Genomic DNA, 15557 nt, shown 5'->3' with positions numbered 1-15557 from the left:
GAGCCTCGGTGGTGGCCGGAGCCTCGGCGGTCTCCACGGCCGCCTCCGCCCCGGCGGGCGTCTCGCCGACCGACTGCCCGCCGCGGGTGCGGCGGCGCTGGCGCGGCGTACGGGTACGCGCCGGACGCTCCTCCGCCTCGGCGGAGGCGGCGGGGCCGGACCTGCGGCCGCCACGGCCACGGCCACGGCCGCCGGTCTCGCCGAGGTCCTCGATCTCCTCCGCGTCGAGCCCGGCACGGGTGCGCTCCGCACGCGGCAGCACGCCCTTGGTGCCCTCGGGGATGCCGAGCAGCTCGTAGAGGTGGGCCGAGGTGGAGTAGGTCTCCTCCGGCTCGTTGAACGGCAGGTCCAGCGCCTTGTTGATCAGCTGCCAGCGCGGGATGTCGTCCCAGTCGACCAGGGTGATCGCCGTGCCGGACGCACCCGCGCGGCCGGTGCGGCCGATGCGGTGGAGGTAGGTCTTCTCGTCCTCCGGCGTCTGGTAGTTGATCACGTGCGTGACGCCCTCGACGTCGATGCCGCGCGCGGCGACGTCGGTGCAGACCAGGACGTCGACCTTGCCGTTGCGGAAGGCGCGCAGCGCCTGCTCGCGGGCACCCTGGCCGAGGTCGCCGTGGACGGCGCCGGAGGCGAAGCCGCGCTGCTCCAGCTGTTCCGCGAGGTCGGCGGCCGTGCGCTTGGTACGGCAGAAGATCATCGCCAGGCCGCGGCCGTCGGCCTGCAGCACCCGGGAGACGAGCTCCGGCTTGTCCAGCGAGTGGGCGCGGAAGATGTGCTGGGTGATGTTGGCGACGGTCGCGCCCTCGTCGTCCGGCGAGGTGGCCCGGATGTGCGTGGGCTGCGACATGTAGCGGCGGGCGAGGCCGATGACGGCGCCCGGCATCGTCGCGGAGAACAGCATCGTCTGCCGCTTGGCCGGCAGCATCTCGATGATCTTCTCGACGTCGGGCAGGAAGCCCAGGTCGAGCATCTCGTCGGCCTCGTCGAGGACGAGCGCGCGGACGTTGCGCAGGTTGAGCTTCTTCTGGCCCGCGAGGTCGAGCAGCCGGCCCGGGGTGCCGACGACCACGTCGACGCCCTTCTTCAGGGCCTCGACCTGCGGCTCGTACGCGCGGCCGCCGTAGATCGCCAGAACGCGGACGTTGCGCACCTTGCCCGCGGTCAGCAGGTCGTTGCTGACCTGCGTGCACAGCTCACGGGTGGGGACGATGATCAGGGCCTGCGGCCCGTCGACGAGGTCCTCGGGCCTGGCCCGCCCGGCCTCGACGTCGACCGGGACGACGACCCGCTCCAGGAGCGGGAGTCCGAAGCCCAGGGTCTTGCCGGTGCCGGTCTTGGCCTGGCCGATGACGTCGTTGCCCGCGAGGGCGACGGGAAGCGTCATCTCCTGGATCGGGAAGGGAGTGGTGATGCCGACGGCCTCGAGGGCCTCGGCGGTCTCGGGGAGGATCCCCAGATCGCGGAAAGTCGTGGTGGTGGTCAGGATGCTGCCTCTTCTATTGGGACGCGGCGCCGAGCGGTTTCCGGGGAGGGTCGGGCGCAAGGAACTGCGCTGACCGCGGAGTGTCGTCCGGCCGTGATGGCCGAGGTGCGCGGGACCACTGCCCTCGTGCGCGCCGCGAAGCTGTCCCTCCCCACGTGGGGAGGGCGGTCGGTAGGAGCCGATCGGGCCACCGACCGGGCATCCATTCATGCGCGACCCGCCGGGTCACCTGGCGGGTCCATATCACTGTACCCCGGAATCACGCACCCGCGGAGGATGGATTTTCCGGTACGTGGGACAGGTCACCCCGCGGCACCCGCGCGGCGGGCCGCACGGGATGGTTGCCGCACTGGCGGGGTTGGCTATTGTGCGCAGCATGGAGACGCCTGACACCCCCGCCGACACCCCCGCCGAGACGACCATCGCCGCCAAGGACTGGGCCGCGGCCTCCGCGGAGCCGCAGTACCGCGCGGCGGTCGTGGACCTGCTCGGGGCACTCGCGTACGGCGAGCTGGCCGCCTTCGAGCGGCTCGCGGAGGACGCCAAGCTCGCGCCGTCCCTGGAGGACAAGGCGGAGCTCGCGGCGATGGCGTCCGCCGAGTTCCACCACTTCGAGCAGCTCCGCGCGCGGCTCACCACCATCGAGGCGGACCCGACCGCGGCGATGGAGCCCTTCGCCGCCGCACTCGACGAGTTCCACCGCCAGACCGCGCCGTCGGACTGGCTGGAGGGCCTGGTCAAGGCGTACGTCGGCGACTCCATCGCGTCCGACTTCTACCGCGAGGTCGCCGCCCGGCTCGACACCGACACCCGAGAACTGGTGCTGGCGGTGCTGGACGACACCGGCCACGCCTCCTTCGCGGTGGAGAAGGTGCGCTCGGCCATCGAGGCCGAGCCCCGGGTCGGCGGGCGGCTCGCGCTGTGGGGGCGCCGGCTCATGGGCGAGGCGCTGTCGCAGGCACAGCGGGTCGTGGCGGACCGGGACGCGCTCAGCACGATGCTGGTCGGCGGGGTCGCGGACGGCTTCGACCTCGCGGAGGTCGGCCGGATGTTCACCCGGATCACCGAGGCCCACACCAAGCGGATGGCGGCGCTGGGCCTGTCCGCCTGAGCGGACCGCGCGGCTCAGGCCGTGCGCGGCGAGGACCGGCGGGTGCTCCGCGGCGGGCGCACCAGCAGCGAGAGCAGGACGGCGGCCACCCCCACCGACACGGCGAGGTTGATCAGGAACCGGTCGGAACCGAGGACGGTACGGGTGATCAGGCCGCCCAGCACGGCGGCGACGGCTCCCGTGGCGAGCACCAGCGTCGCCTCGGGAAGGCGCCGGCGGGGGAGCAACCGCGTGGCGGCGTACGCGACGGACAATCCGACGGCGGCGAACGCGAGCGCTTCCCACATCATCGTGCGGCCCCTCCCGGAGACTTCGGTCGCACGGGTCCTACCCCGCGGGTCAGGACCGCGAAACGGCGGGTCACCCCATTCGGGGGTGACCCGCCGTACGTCCTCCCGTCACGGGAGCGGCCAGACTGCGGCCTAGAGCTGGGCGCCGAAGCCGACCCGGCGCGTCGCCGGCTCGCCGATCTCCACGTAGGCCAGCCGGTCGGCCGGCACGAGCACCCGCTTGCCGTGCTCGTCGGTGAGGCTGAGCAGCTTGCCGGTGCCCGTCAGCGCCTCGGCGACGGCCTTCTCGACCTCCTCGGCCGTCTGCGCGCTCTCGATGATGATCTCGCGCGGCGCGTGCTGCACGCCGATCTTGACCTCCACGGCTTTCGTCCCTCCGAACGGTCTGCGGTGTGCGCGGTTGGAAATCGCGCCGTACGCAGGACACATTAGCCGCGCCCGGCACCGGGACACCGGCGGACGGGCACGCCCAGAGCGAACACCCGGGGGGACGTCGTCAGTGCTCGGTGCCGTGCAGCGGGAAGCCCGCGATGCCGCGCCAGGCCAGGGAGGTCAGCAACTGCACCGCGGTGTCGCGGGGCATGGAGCTGCCGCTGGAGAGCCAGTAGCGGGCCACGACCTGCGAGACGCCGCCGAGGCCGACGGCGAGCAGCATGGACTGCTCGGTGGTCAGACCCGTGTCCTCGGCGATGACCTCGCTGATCGCCTCGGCGCACTGCAGCGCGACCTTGTCGACGCGCTCGCGGACGGCCGGCTCGTTGGTGAGGTCGGACTCGAAGACCAGGCGGAAGGCGCCGCCCTCGTCCTCCACGTACGCGAAGTACGCGTCCATGGTCGCCGCCACCCGCTGCTTGTTGTCGGTGGTGGAGGCCAGTGCGGTGCGCACCGCGTCCAGCAGGGCCTCGCAGTGCTGGTCCAGCAGCGCCAGGTAGAGCTCGAGCTTGCCGGGGAAGTGCTGGTAGAGCACGGGCTTGCTGACGCCCGCACGCTCGGCGATGTCGTCCATCGCGGCGGCGTGGTAACCCTGGGCGACGAACACCTCCTGAGCCGCGCCCAGCAGCTGGTTCCTCCGGGCCCGGCGCGGCAGGCGTGTGCCGCGAGGGCGCGCCTCAGTCTGCTCGATGGCTGTCACGCCGCCTCCCAAGTGATGTCGTTCTGCGCTGCGGGTGCCATCGTACTTTTCGGTAGCGGGGGCATGCGCTGTGCGAACGCACATTCTCACCAAGTGGAACTCAGCGATAGTCGTCCTCGTCGAGTTCGACCACCCTGTGCTGCTCGGCCACGTCCGCCGGATCGGCGTCGTCAGGGCGTTCGGTGATCGGGACATCGCGGTGCTGCAGCAGTTCGAGGTGCTGTTCGGCGATGTCCGCCTCGGGGGCCTCGATGTCGGCCTCGGCGTCCTCCAGGTCGTCGATGACGTCGTCGTCGAAGGTCTCGATGTCGTCGGACACGGGCACCTCCCGATTCCTCTGGTCGTGCGCTGGCGTCCCCCGCTGCTACCCACTGTCCCCCTCTTTCCCCTTCTGCGAGCGTAGGAGACAGGGATGGGGTGTGCAGAGTGACGGGAGAGGCGGAAAATCCCCACGACGCGTGTGAGTGCGAACACACGAGCCCACGCGTGATCACCTCGTAACATTGCCCCATGTCCTCGACGGAGCCCTCCGAAGCCGCACTCGCCGCCGTGCCCGTACCGCCTTCGGGAGCCAGAGCCGGGGACGGGGAGACGGTGCGGACCGTGGCCCTGCCAGGGCGGACGCTGACCGTACGAGCGCGGACGGAGCAGGCCGAAGGGCTGCCGCCCGCGCTCTTCGTCCACGGCCTGGGCGGGTCCTCCTCCAACTGGTCGGCACTGATGCGGCTGCTGGCGGACCGGGTGACCTGCGAGGCCCTGGACCTGCCCGGTTTCGGGCATTCGCCGCCGCCGGACGACGGCAACTACTCGATCGGGGGGCACGCGCGCGCCGTCGTGCGCCTGCTGGAGGCTTCCGGGCGCGGGCCCGTGCATCTCTTCGGCAACTCGCTGGGCGGAGCCGTCGTCACCAAGGTCGCCGCGGCCCGGCCCGACCTGGTCCGCACCCTGACGCTGATCTCGCCGGCGCTGCCGGAGGTGCCGCCCCGGCGCGGCGCGTGGCCGACCGCACTCCTCGGGGTGCCGGGCGCCACCGCGGTGGTGACCCGCGCGACCCGCGACTGGTCCGCGGAGCGGCGCACCAAGCAGTTGCTGGACCTCTGCTACGGCGACCCGTCGCTGGTCAGCGAGGCGTCCTTCACCGAGCACGCCACGGAGTACGAGCGCCGGCTGAAGCTGCCGTACTTCTGGGACGCGCTGACCCGCTCGGCACGCGGCATCGTCGACGCCTACACGCTCGGCGGCCAGCACAACCTGTGGCGGCAGGCCGAGCGGGTGCTCGCGCCGACGCTGCTGGTGTACGGCGGCCGGGACAAGCTGATCTCCCCCCGGATGGCGTACCGTGCCGCCCGGACGTTCCGTGACGCGCGGCTGCTGACGCTCCCCGACAGCGGGCACGTCGCGATGATGGAGCACCCCGATGCGGTGGAGCGGGCCTTCCGCGAACTGCTGGACGCCACGGACGCGCGGACGGATCACTGACTTCATGGGCAGGCACAGCGCACCGGGCGGCCGTGACGGCCGTCGCGACGACGTACCGGGTATAGCCGGCGGCACCCCGGGCGGTGGCCGCCGCCGCCGTCCCGGCCCGGCGCCGACCCCGCCCCGTACGGGCGGACCGGGCCAGGCGCCCGGTGGTTCCGCGCCGGCCGGCCGGGACGGTTTCCGGCCCGGCGACCCCGGGCACGGCCACCAGGACGCACCGGGCCGCGCACACCCCGAGCACCAGGAGCACTCCGCCTGGGGCCGTGCCGGTTCCTGGGTCCCGCCGCGCACACCGCGCGGCACCCGGCCCGCGGAGCTGGCGGACACCGCGCTCGGCACCGAGTACCCGGAGGACGACGACCCCCTCGACGGGCGCGTCCGCACCGCGCCCCGAATATCCGGCTTCCCGCGCCAGCGCCGGGCGCCCGGCGCGGGGTTCCGTGACGTCCCCGGCCCGCGGAAGGACTTCGTCGAGGCCTTCGACGTCCCCTCCGCCTCCGCCCCTTCCGCCGCCACCGGACCCGGGGCACCCGTCGAGGGCACCGGGGAGGGCGGCGAGGGTGGGGAACAACCCGAACAGCCCAAGAAGACCGTCAGGACTCGCGCCCTCAGCGGCGCCGCGGCCGCGGCGGTCGTGACCGTGCTGGCCGTCGTCGTGGCGGGCCAGATGGCCGCCGGGGGTGAGAAGCGTCACTCGTCCGCCGCCGCCGCGGCGCCGGGCGCCGGCCGGGACGCCGACGACGCCGCGTCACGCTCCAAGGACCGGGTGACCCCCTCGGCCTCACCCTCCGCGGTCGCCGCTCCGCTCACCTACGGCCAGGCGATGACCAAGGCCTACCCGCTCGACCAGGACCTGAGCCTGGCCGGGAGGTTCCAGACCGTGGGCGGCCGCGAGAAGGCCCCCGGCAGGGGGACACTGCTGCGGGTACGGGTGGACGTCGAGAAGGGCCTGCCGCTGAATGCCCGGCTCTTCGCGGACGCGGTCTACAAGACACTGAATGACAAGCGGAGTTGGGCCCACGGCGGGGCCCGTACCTTCGAGCGGGTCTCAACGGGCCCCGCCGACATCGTGATCACCCTGGCCAGTCCGGGAACCACGGCCACCTGGTGCGCCAAGTCCGGCCTGGACACCACGGTTGACAACGTGTCATGTGACGCGGCGTCGACTCCGCGAACGATGATCAACGCGTACCGCTGGGCCCAGGGGTCGGAGACCTACGGCCAGGAGCGGATGCTCGCCTACCGCGAGATGCTGATCAACCACGAGGTCGGGCACCGGCTCGGCTACGGCCATGTGCTCTGCCCCAAGGAGGGCGCCCTGGCCCCCGTGATGATGCAGCAGACCAAGTTCCTCAACTACGGGGGCCTGACCTGCAAGCCCAACGCCTGGCCCTACCCCCGGGGCTAGCTTTTTGACATCGGGCGATTAATCGTTCAATGTTTTCGGCATGCCGCACAGCCCTGCCACAGACGCCGACGCCAGCATCGAGCTGGCGCTCATCGGCGTGGCCGGGCACTGCGTCGCCGACATCCTGTGTCGCCGTTCCACGGTGCCGGGCGCGTAGAGGGCGCAACCCCCCTCGCCCCGGTCCTCTCCGACCCGTGGGCGCGCGTCTCGACGCTTGATCGATCCTTCACGGTCCCCTTCGCGGGGTCCGTCGCCGCTGCCTGCGGGTCTTCACCAGCCCCGCCTTCTTCTCCATCTCGCAGCCGCGAAAGGGATCTTCGATGTCTCACCTGTCCGTCACACCCCGCCGCCTCGCAGCGGCCGCCGTCGTCCTGGCGATCACCGGCGGCGCCGCCGCGTGCGGCCCGGAGGACAGCGGGGCCAAGGCGGCCGACGGCAAGCCCGCCAAGGGCGGCACGCTCTACGTCCTCAACCAGGCCCCGCAGGAGGACTTCGACCCGGCGCGGCTCTACACCTCCGGCGGCGGCAACGTCCCCGGCCTGGTCTTCCGCACGCTGACGACGCGCAACCGCGAGAACGGCGCGGACGGCGCGAAGGTCGTCCCGGACCTCGCCACCGACACCGGCACGCCCAACGAGGACGCCACCGTCTGGACGTACCACCTCAAGGACGGGCTGAAGTACGAGGACGGCAGCGCGATCACCACCGCCGACATCAAGTACGGCATCGAGCGCTCCTTCGCCGCCGAACTGTCCGGCGGCGCCCCCTACCTGCGCGACTGGCTGGTCGGCGGCAAGGAGTACCAGGGCCCGTACAAGGACAAGGGCGGCCTGGCCTCCATCGAGACCCCGGACGCGAAGACCATCGTCTTCCACCTGAACAAGCCCGAGGGCGACTTCCCGTTCCTGGCCACCCAGACCTCCTTCGCCCCCGTGCCGAAGGCGAAGGACACCGGCACCAAGTACGAGAACCACCCGTTCTCCTCCGGCCCCTACAAGGTCGTCGCCAACGAGAACGACGGCGAGCACCTCGTCCTGGAGCGCAACACCCACTGGGACGCGAAGACCGACGAGGAGCGCAAGGCCTACCCGGACCGCATCGACGTGCGCTCCGGCCTCGACGCCGCCGTGATCAACCAGCGCCTGTCCTCCGGCGCCGGCAAGGACGCGGCCGCCGTCACCACCGACACCAACCTCACCGCCGCCGAACTCGCCAAGATCACCGGCGACAAGGAGCTCGCCGGCCGCGTCGGCACCGGCCACTTCGGCTACACCGACTACATCTCCTTCAACCCGAAGGTGAAGCCCTTCGACGACCCCAAGGTGCGCCAGGCCATCTCCTACGCGGTCGACCGCAGCACCGTCGTCAACGCCCTCGGCGGCTCCTCGCTCGCCGAGCCCGCCACCACCTTCCTGCCCGCGCAGGAGTCCTTCGGCTACACGCCGTACGACGCGTTCCCGGCGGGCAAGAGCGGCGACGCGGCCAAGGCCAGGGAGCTGCTGAAGGAGGCCGGTCACCCGAACGGCCTGACCGTCACGCTGACCCACGACAGCAGCGGCGGCGACGAGCAGGGCCCCGAGGTCGCCACCGCCCTGCAGGACGCCCTGAAGAAGGCCGGCATCACCGTCAAGCTGGAGGGCCTGGAGTCCAGCGCCTACAGCGAGAAGATCCACGGCGTCACGACCGAGCCGGGCTTCTTCCTCGCCGGCTGGGGCGCCGACTGGCCGTCCGGCGGGCCCTTCCTGGCCCCGATCTTCGACGGCCGGCAGATCGTCAAGGACGGCTACAACTTCAACAACGCGCAGCTGGACGACCCGGCGGTGAACAAGGAGATCGACGAGATCAACAAGCTCACCGACCTCAAGGCCGCCGCCGTCCGCTGGGGCGCCCTCGACAAGAAGATCGGCGAGCAGGCGCTGACCGTGCCGCTGGTCCACCCCGTCTACAAGCGCCTGTACGGCAAGGACGTCAAGAACGTCGTCATCAGCGACTGGACCGGCGTCCTCGACGTCTCGCAGGTCTCGGTCAAGTGACCACCACCGACGTGCTCGCCGCGCCCGGCAGCTCTGGCGGCGGCTGCGCGCCCAGCGCGCGGCCCTCGCCGGCGTCGCCGTGATCGTCCTGCTCGTCCTGGTGGCCCTCGCAGCCCCGCTGCTCGCGGCCCTGGAGGGCCAGGACCCGGACGCGTACCACGCCTCCGCCGTCGACTCCGCCCTCGGCGGCGTCCCGGTCGGCTCCTTCGGCGGTGTGAGCGCCGACCACTGGCTCGGCGTCGAACCCGGCACCGGGCGCGACCTGTTCGCCCGCCTCGTCTACGGTGCGCGGATCTCGCTCGGCATCGGCCTCGCCGCCACCGTCGTGCAGGTCGTCCTCGGGGTCGCCGTCGGCCTCGCCGCCGGACTCGGCAACCGCTTCCTGGACAGCCTGCTCAGCCGGACCACCGACGTCATGCTGGCGCTGCCCACCCTGGTCTTCGCCATCGCCCTGCTGGCGATCGTCCCCGCCGGCTTCCCGCGGCCGGTGCTGCTGGTCCTCGTCCTCGGCCTGCTCGGCTGGGGCGGCACTTCCCGCATCGTCCGGGCCCAGACCCTGAGTCTCAAGTCCCTCGACTACGTGGCCGCCGCCCGGCTCGGCGGCGCCGGACGGTGGCGGATCGCCCGCCGCGAACTGCTGCCGTCGCTGGCCGCGCCCGTGGTGACCTACAGCGCGCTGCTGGTGCCCTCCAACATCGCCTCGGAGGCGGGACTGTCCTTCCTCGGCATCGGCGTCAAGCCGCCCACGCCCTCCTGGGGACAGATGCTCTCCTCCGCGACCACCTGGTACCAGGCCGATCCGACGTACGTGCTGCTGCCCGCCGGCCTGATCTTCGTCACCGTCCTCGCCTTCACCGCGCTCGGCGACGGCGTGCGCACCGCCCTCGACCCGCGGGCGGGCAGCCGCCTGCGTGCCGTGGTCCGCAGGCGGAAGGAGGCGCGGCCGTGACGCTCCTCGCCCGCTTCGCGCTCCGCCGCCTGCTGGCCGCCCTGCTGGTGCTCCTGGTGCTGAGCGTCGCCGTCTACGCGCTCTTCTACGTCCTGCCCGGCGACCCGGCCCGGCTGGCCTGCGGGCCCAAGTGCACGGCCGACCAGGTCGCCCAGGTCCGCACCCAGCTCGGCCTGGACGACCCGGCCCTCGCACAGTACGCCCACTTCCTGCACGGCCTGTTCGCCGGTACCGACATCAGCACCGGCGTCGGCACCGAGCACTGCGGCGCCCCGTGCCTGGGCTTCTCGTACCAGAACGGCGAGCAGGTCACCTCCCTGCTCGCGCAGCGGCTGCCGGCCACCGCCTCGCTCTCCGTCGGCGCGATGGTGCTGTGGCTGGTCATCGGGGTCGGCACCGGCGTGCTCTCGGCGCTGCGCCACGGCGGGCTCACCGAGCGGCTGCTGACCGGGCTCACCCTCGCGGGCAACGCCGTGCCCGTCTTCATCATCGGCATCCTGCTGATGCTGCTGTTCGTCTCGGTGCTGGGCTGGCTGCCCTTCCCCTCCTACGTCCCGCTGACCGAGGACCCCGAGCAGTGGGCCTGGAACCTGGTGCTGCCCTGGCTCTCCCTGGCCATCCTGGAGAGCGCCAAGTACGCCCGGCTGACCCGCGGTTCGATGCTGGACACGCTCTCCGAGGACCATGTGCGCACCTTCCGCGCCTACGGCGTCCGCGAGCGTTCCGTCATCGGACGGCACGCCCTGCGCGGCGCCCTGCCTCCGGTCATCGCGCTGACGGCACTGGACCTGGGGACGATGTTCGGCGGCGCGGTGCTCACCGAGTCGCTCTTCGGCATCCCCGGGCTCGGCAAGAGCCTGGTGGACTCGGTCAGGACCGAGGACCTGCCGGTCGTCGTCGGGCTCGTGCTGGTCACCGGATTCTTCGTGGTCCTCGCCAACGCCCTCGCGGACGTCCTGTACGCGGTGGCCGACCGACGGGTGGTGCTGGCATGACGTCACCGCTGATCGAGGTCGAGGACCTCACGATCGACTTCCCCACCGGCACGGGCACCGTCCGCGCCGTGGACGGGCTCTCCTTCTCCTTGGAGCAGGGCGGCGCCCTGGGCGTCGTCGGCGAGTCCGGCAGCGGCAAGAGCGCCACCGCCTTCACCCTGCTGGGACTGCACCGCGGCAGCGGCGCGCGGATCGGCGGATCGGTGCGGGTGGCCGGCGTCGACGTCCTCACCGTGGGGGAGAAGGAGCTGCGCGGGCTGCGCGGCGGGCTGGCGGCGATGGTCTTCCAGGACCCGCTGTCCTCGCTCGACCCGTACTTCGCGATCGGTGACCAGATCGCCGAGGTGTACCGGGTGCACCACCCGCGGGCGTCCCGGCGGGCGGCCCGTGAGCGGGCGGTCGAGGTGCTCGGCCGGGTCGGCATCGCCGACGCGGCGAGGCGGGCCCGCTTCCGGCCGCACGAGTTCAGCGGCGGCATGCGCCAGCGGGCCCTGATCGCCATGGCGCTCGCCTGCGAGCCGCGGCTGCTCGTCGCCGACGAACCGACGACGGCGCTCGACGTCACCGTCCAGGCGCAGATCCTCGACCTGCTCGGCGAATTGCGGCAGGAGACCGGGATGGGGCTGCTGCTGGTCACCCACGACCTGGGCGTGGTGGCCGGCAGTGTCGACGAGGTGCTGGTGATGAAGGACGGCCGCGCCGTGGAGCGCGGACCGGTCGGCACCGTGCTGGGCGCGCCGCGGGAGCCGTACACCCGTGACCTGGTGGCCGCGGTCCCGCGAGTGGGGACGGCGAAGCCGCGCGGCGCCGCCACGGGTGAGGTCCTCCTCGAAGCCGTGGGCGTACGGCGGGAGTTCGGCCGGCGCGGCGCCCGGGTCGCGGCGGTCGACGGTGTCTCGCTGACCGTGCGCGCGGGCGAGACGCTCGGCGTCGTCGGGGAGAGCGGCAGCGGCAAGACCACGCTGGGGCGGATGCTCGTCGGGCTCCTGGAGCCCACCGGCGGCGAACTGCGGCGCCCGGGCGCACGCCCCGTCGCGGGCACGCTGGGACTCCAGATGGTCTTCCAGGACCCGGTGTCCTCGCTCAACCCGCGACGCAGCATCGGCGAGTCCATCGCGGACCCGCTGCGCACGGCGGGAGTGCTCGACGAGGCCGCGATCGTCGCCCGCGTGCGGGAGCTGCTGGAGCGGGTCGGGCTCGACCCCGGCTGGTACCACCGCTATCCGCACGAGTTCAGCGGCGGGCAGCGGCAGCGGGTCGGCATCGCCCGGGCGCTGGCGCCCGAGCCGCGGCTGATCGTCTGCGACGAGCCGGTGTCGGCGCTCGACGTCACGACGCAGGCCCAGGTCATCCGGCTGCTGGACGAACTGCAGCGTGAGCTGGGACTCGCGCTGGTCTTCATCGCCCACGACCTGGCCGTGGTGCGCCAGGTCAGCGACAACGTCGCGGTGATGCGGGCGGGGCGGATCGTGGAGTACGGGCCCGCGAGCCGGGTCTACGAGGCGCCGGAGCACGAGTACACCAAGGGGCTGCTGGCGGCGGTCCCGGTGCTCGACCCGGACGAGTCCGCCGCCCGCCGCGCCGCCCGCCGGCGCGCCCTGGCGACCACCGCCTGACCCGCCGGGCGCGCCCGGGCCGGTCGGCCGGGCGCGCCCCGGCGTGCCGCTCCGCGCCGGGAGCGGGCCGCGCCGCCGGCTTCGGCCTGCGGCCGATCGACCGCAAACCGAAGCCCCGGGGCACTCGCCCCGGGGCTTCCTCGTGACACGGGCCGGTGCGCGAGTGGAACGCGCCCCGCCCGGCCCGGCGCACCCGCCCGGCGGACGTCTACTCGGTCACAACGCACAACGCTGGGAAAAGTTACGTCTCTTCACCCCTTTCGGTGGCACGGCGGACAACCGTCCGCCGTGCCCCCACTTCGCCGGAATACGGTCATCGCGCCCGAACAGACCGGTGCCGAGAGGGGGCAGACGTGCGTATCGCATTACTCGCGGAGGGTGGTTATCCGTACGCCCGGGGTGAGGGGGGTGCCTGGGTCGACCGTCTCGTACGCGGGCTCACCGGGCACGAGTTCGCGGTGTACGCGCTCGGCAGGAGCGAACGGGCCGAGGCAGCGGGGATGGTGGCGCTGCCGCCGCAGGTGCGGGACGTGCGCGCGCTGCCGCTGTGGGGGCCCCCGCCGGGGCCGGGGGCCGTGCCCGGCAAGGCGCGCCGCAGGCGGGCGCAGGCGCTGGAGCAGTACCGCGACCTGGTCGGTGTGCTGGCCGGGGACGCCGGGGCCAATGGTGTGGCGGACCGTTTCGCCTCCGCGCTCTACGGCCTCGCCGAACTCGCCCGGGAGGACGGCGGCGTCCCGGCGCTGCTGCGCTCCGAGCACGCGGTGCGCGTGCTGGAGGAGGTGTGCCGGGCGCCCGGCGCGCGACCCCTCGTCGCGGAGGCCGGGGTGGGCGACCTCCTGCTCGCCGCCGACCAGGTGGAGCGCGCGCTGCGGCCGCTCTCCGCCCCCTGGTACGACGAGTTCGGCGACGCCCTCGCCACCGCCGACCTCTGCCACGCCGTGACGGGCGGCACCGCGCTGCTGCCCGCGCTGCTGGCCAAACGGTTCTTCGGTACGCCGCTGCTGGTGACCGAGTACGGCGTGCGGCTGCGCGAGACCCTGCTGCTGCACCGCGCCGCGGGCCTGTCCGCCCCCGTACGCGCCCTGCTCGCCGCCTTCCACCGCCATCTGGCGGGCGAGGCCTACCGCAGGGCCGCCCTGGTCACCCCCGGCAACGCCCACGCGCGCCGCTGGCAGGAGCACTGCGGCGCCGACCGGGAGCGCGTCCGCACGGTCTACCCCGGCTACCAGGGGCCCCTGCCCGAGCCGGCCGCCGAGGCCGAGGGCGGCGACCCCACGCTGGTGTGGGTCGGCCGGGCCGACCGCGGCAAGGACCTGATCGGGCTGCTGCACGCCTTCGGGGAGGTGCGCAAGGAGGAGCCCGGGGCGCGGCTGCGCGTCGTCCGCGCCGGTGAGGGCGACCCCGCGTACCTGGAGCAGTGCCGCTCGCTGGCCGCGCAGCTCTTCCCCGACGAGGCGGCCGACGCCGTCACCGCCGGGGAGAACCCGGTCACCTTCGAGGAGCTCGGCTCGCCGGGCGCCCAGGCGCTGCCCGACGCGTACGCCGCCGGCGACGTGGTCGTCCTCTCCAGCGTCGTCGAGGGATTCCCGGTCACCCTGGTCGAGGCCATGCTCTGCGGCCGGGCCACCGTGTCGACCGAGGCCGGCGCCGTACGGGAGGTCATCGGCGGGACCGGTCTGGTCGTGCCGCCGCGCAACCCGAAGGCGCTCGCCGAGGCCTGCGTCGCCCTGCTGCGCGACCCCGAGCGCCGGCAGCGGCTCGGCGCCGCCGCCCGCGAACGCGCCCTGGAGCTCTTCACCGTCGAGCGGAACCTGGCGGCGTTCCGCGAGATCTACCTCGACCTGGTCGCCCACGCGCCCGGGCGCCACGCCCCGCTGCGCGACCCGGACGGCACCCCCGTCCCCTTCGGCAGGCCCGCCGAGTCCCGTGTCCCCGGCCGCTGGACGGCCGCGCCCGCCTGGGCGCTCGCCGCCCGCGAGCCCGCGTACGCCGGAGCCGAGAGGCGGGAGCGCGCATGAGCCACGTGCAGGAGAGCGGCACCGGCGCCCGCGGGGGCGCCCCGCGCAGACGCGGCCCCGCCGACCCCGTCCGCGCCCTGATGCACCGTCACCAGCAACTGTGCGCCGAGGCCGTGGACCCGCTGGAGATCGTGGCGGGACTGGAGGCGCAGGGCGTCACCGACCGCGTCGCGGCGGGCTTCCGGCACCGCGACGTCTTCACCCTCGCCGAGGAGCTGTACGCCCGGGTGCCCCGCGCCGGCGCCCCGCCCGCCGCGGGGCGGCCGGTGGGCCGCCCCGCCCTGCTGCTCACCCTCGCCCCGGGCGCCGTCTGCGCCGCCGCGAGCGGTGCGCTGCACGCGCTGCCGCCGGTCACGGTGGTCGCCGTGGCCGTGCCGCTGCTGCTGCTCTCGCTCCTCGCCGCGCTGCGCCGCGGACCGCTGAGAGCGCCCTACGGCACGGGTCCGGGCGGCGCGGTGTGGAGCTGCTGGCTGGTGGTCTTCGGGCTGTACGGGCCGCGCGCCGTCGACGGTCTCGCCGGGGGCGCGCTGCCCGCGGCGGACGCCGCCGAGCTGACCGCGCTGGCGCTCTCCCTCGCGCCCGCCGCCTGGTGCGCCCACCGCTTCGCGGTGCGTTCCCGGGCCCATCTGCTGCGCAGCCGCACCCTGGAGGAGTTCGGCGGCGCCGTACGGCCGCTGCTGGCGGGCACGCTCGCGCTCTTCCTCGCCTGTGCGCTCGTCCTGCTGTGCGCCGCCCGCGCCCTGACCGGCGCCCCGCTCACCCCCGCCGCGCTGGCCGGTCCCGCCGCGCTCGCCCTGCTGCTGTTCACCGCCCGGCTGCTCGCGGTGCACGGCCACCCGGACCCCGCCGCCATCGGCACCGGGCTCGCCTGCGCCACCGAGGCCGTGGCCCTCGCCGCCGCCCTGCTGGACCGGTTCCCCCTTCCGCCGGGCGCCGTACCCGCCCTGGCCTGCGGGGCCGCCGCCCTGGCGCTGGCGGCCCATGCCCTGACCACGCTCTCGCGCGCCTCGGCGTACACGGCCGCGGCGGCGCCGCGATGA

At 73.7% G+C, this 15557-nt stretch carries 15 protein-coding genes; 10 read left to right on the top strand and 5 right to left on the bottom strand.

The features are described from left to right. Positions 1–1384: DEAD/DEAH box helicase (locus PV342_RS28455; protein ID WP_500319140.1), on the bottom strand; the 1384-nt coding region annotated here is incomplete at its 3' end. A gap of 475 nt (positions 1385–1859) precedes the next feature. On the opposite strand from PV342_RS28455, the gene PV342_RS28450 reads away from it, so the two are divergent. Next, positions 1860–2594 carry a ferritin-like fold-containing protein gene (locus PV342_RS28450; RefSeq protein WP_400798619.1) on the top strand — a complete coding sequence of 245 codons (735 nt, stop codon included), beginning with the start codon at positions 1860–1862 and terminating at the stop codon, positions 2592–2594. A gap of 14 nt (positions 2595–2608) precedes the next feature. Here PV342_RS28450 and PV342_RS28445 read toward each other — a convergent pair whose 3' ends face one another. The 4 genes from PV342_RS28445 to PV342_RS28430 all read right to left on the bottom strand — a co-directional run bounded on the left by PV342_RS28445 (position 2609) and on the right by PV342_RS28430 (position 4335). Then, positions 2609–2884: a hypothetical protein gene (locus PV342_RS28445; protein ID WP_329185863.1), complete on the bottom strand. Its 276-nt coding sequence runs from the start codon at positions 2882–2884 to the stop codon at positions 2609–2611. A 132-nt stretch (positions 2885–3016) separates the two neighbouring features. After that, complete coding sequence (locus PV342_RS28440) at positions 3017–3247, bottom strand: DUF3107 domain-containing protein (RefSeq protein WP_018561495.1); 231 nt, start codon at positions 3245–3247, stop codon at positions 3017–3019. Positions 3248–3380: 133 nt separating this feature from the next. Then, a complete protein-coding gene (locus PV342_RS28435) occupies positions 3381–4016 on the bottom strand; it encodes a TetR/AcrR family transcriptional regulator (RefSeq protein WP_026251442.1) in 636 nt (211 codons plus the stop codon). Positions 4017–4116: 100 nt separating this feature from the next. After that, positions 4117–4335, bottom strand: coding sequence for a hypothetical protein (locus PV342_RS28430; protein ID WP_202470921.1), 219 nt, complete (start codon positions 4333–4335; stop codon positions 4117–4119). 191 nt (positions 4336–4526) lie between these two features. Here PV342_RS28430 and PV342_RS28425 point away from each other — a divergent pair, with 191 nt between their 5' ends. The 9 genes from PV342_RS28425 to PV342_RS28385 all read left to right on the top strand — a co-directional run bounded on the left by PV342_RS28425 (position 4527) and on the right by PV342_RS28385 (position 15557). Further along, the gene (locus PV342_RS28425; protein ID WP_400798616.1) at positions 4527–5495 is read left to right on the top strand and encodes an alpha/beta fold hydrolase; all 969 of its coding nucleotides are present in this window, start codon (positions 4527–4529) and stop codon (positions 5493–5495) included. A gap of 4 nt (positions 5496–5499) precedes the next feature. Then, positions 5500–6906, top strand: a complete 1407-nt coding sequence (locus PV342_RS28420; RefSeq protein ID WP_500319130.1) for a DUF3152 domain-containing protein — start codon at positions 5500–5502, stop codon at positions 6904–6906. Positions 6907–6946: 40 nt separating this feature from the next. Next, a complete protein-coding gene (locus PV342_RS28415) occupies positions 6947–7063 on the top strand; it encodes an Ms4533A family Cys-rich leader peptide (protein ID WP_018561500.1) in 117 nt (38 codons plus the stop codon). Positions 7064–7226: 163 nt separating this feature from the next. After that, a complete protein-coding gene (locus PV342_RS28410) occupies positions 7227–8939 on the top strand; it encodes an ABC transporter substrate-binding protein (protein ID WP_329185860.1) in 1713 nt (570 codons plus the stop codon). Between the two features lie 79 nt (positions 8940–9018). Continuing rightward, positions 9019–9888, top strand: a complete 870-nt coding sequence (locus PV342_RS28405; protein ID WP_500319128.1) for an ABC transporter permease — start codon at positions 9019–9021, stop codon at positions 9886–9888. Then, positions 9885–10883 (top strand): ABC transporter permease, encoded by a 999-nt coding sequence (locus tag PV342_RS28400; RefSeq protein WP_500319126.1) that lies wholly within the window; start codon positions 9885–9887, stop codon positions 10881–10883. The genes PV342_RS28405 and PV342_RS28400 overlap by 4 nt, the downstream gene beginning before the upstream one ends. Continuing rightward, the gene (locus PV342_RS28395) at positions 10880–12499 is read left to right on the top strand and encodes a dipeptide ABC transporter ATP-binding protein (RefSeq protein ID WP_500319125.1); all 1620 of its coding nucleotides are present in this window, start codon (positions 10880–10882) and stop codon (positions 12497–12499) included. The genes PV342_RS28400 and PV342_RS28395 overlap by 4 nt, the downstream gene beginning before the upstream one ends. 353 nt (positions 12500–12852) lie before the next feature. Then, the gene (locus PV342_RS28390) at positions 12853–14517 is read left to right on the top strand and encodes a DUF3492 domain-containing protein (protein WP_329185857.1); all 1665 of its coding nucleotides are present in this window, start codon (positions 12853–12855) and stop codon (positions 14515–14517) included. After that, positions 14514–15557, top strand: coding sequence for a hypothetical protein (locus tag PV342_RS28385; protein ID WP_500319123.1), 1044 nt, complete (start codon positions 14514–14516; stop codon positions 15555–15557). Before PV342_RS28390 ends, PV342_RS28385 begins: the two co-directional genes overlap by 4 nt.

Source organism: Streptomyces sp. PA03-3a, from assembly GCF_033792735.1.
In the GTDB taxonomy this organism is placed as follows: Bacteria; Actinomycetota; Actinomycetes; order Streptomycetales; family Streptomycetaceae; genus Actinacidiphila.
The sequence above is the reverse complement of the archived record's forward strand: the minus strand, read 5'-3'. Positions and strand labels throughout refer to the sequence as shown.

What these genes read in the sequence shown, in the direction of transcription:
- PV342_RS28450 (WP_400798619.1), top strand. Translation starts at nt 1,860, where the DNA reads ATGGAGACGCCTGACACCCCCGCCGACACCCCCGCCGAGACGACCATC.
- PV342_RS28445 (WP_329185863.1), bottom strand. Translation starts at nt 2,884, where the DNA reads ATGATGTGGGAAGCGCTCGCGTTCGCCGCCGTCGGATTGTCCGTCGCG.
- PV342_RS28425 (WP_400798616.1), top strand. Translation starts at nt 4,527, where the DNA reads ATGTCCTCGACGGAGCCCTCCGAAGCCGCACTCGCCGCCGTGCCCGTA.
- PV342_RS28420 (WP_500319130.1), top strand. Translation starts at nt 5,500, where the DNA reads ATGGGCAGGCACAGCGCACCGGGCGGCCGTGACGGCCGTCGCGACGAC.
- PV342_RS28415 (WP_018561500.1), top strand. Translation starts at nt 6,947, where the DNA reads ATGCCGCACAGCCCTGCCACAGACGCCGACGCCAGCATCGAGCTGGCG.
- PV342_RS28410 (WP_329185860.1), top strand. Translation starts at nt 7,227, where the DNA reads ATGTCTCACCTGTCCGTCACACCCCGCCGCCTCGCAGCGGCCGCCGTC.
- PV342_RS28395 (WP_500319125.1), top strand. Translation starts at nt 10,880, where the DNA reads ATGACGTCACCGCTGATCGAGGTCGAGGACCTCACGATCGACTTCCCC.
- PV342_RS28385 (WP_500319123.1), top strand. Translation starts at nt 14,514, where the DNA reads ATGAGCCACGTGCAGGAGAGCGGCACCGGCGCCCGCGGGGGCGCCCCG.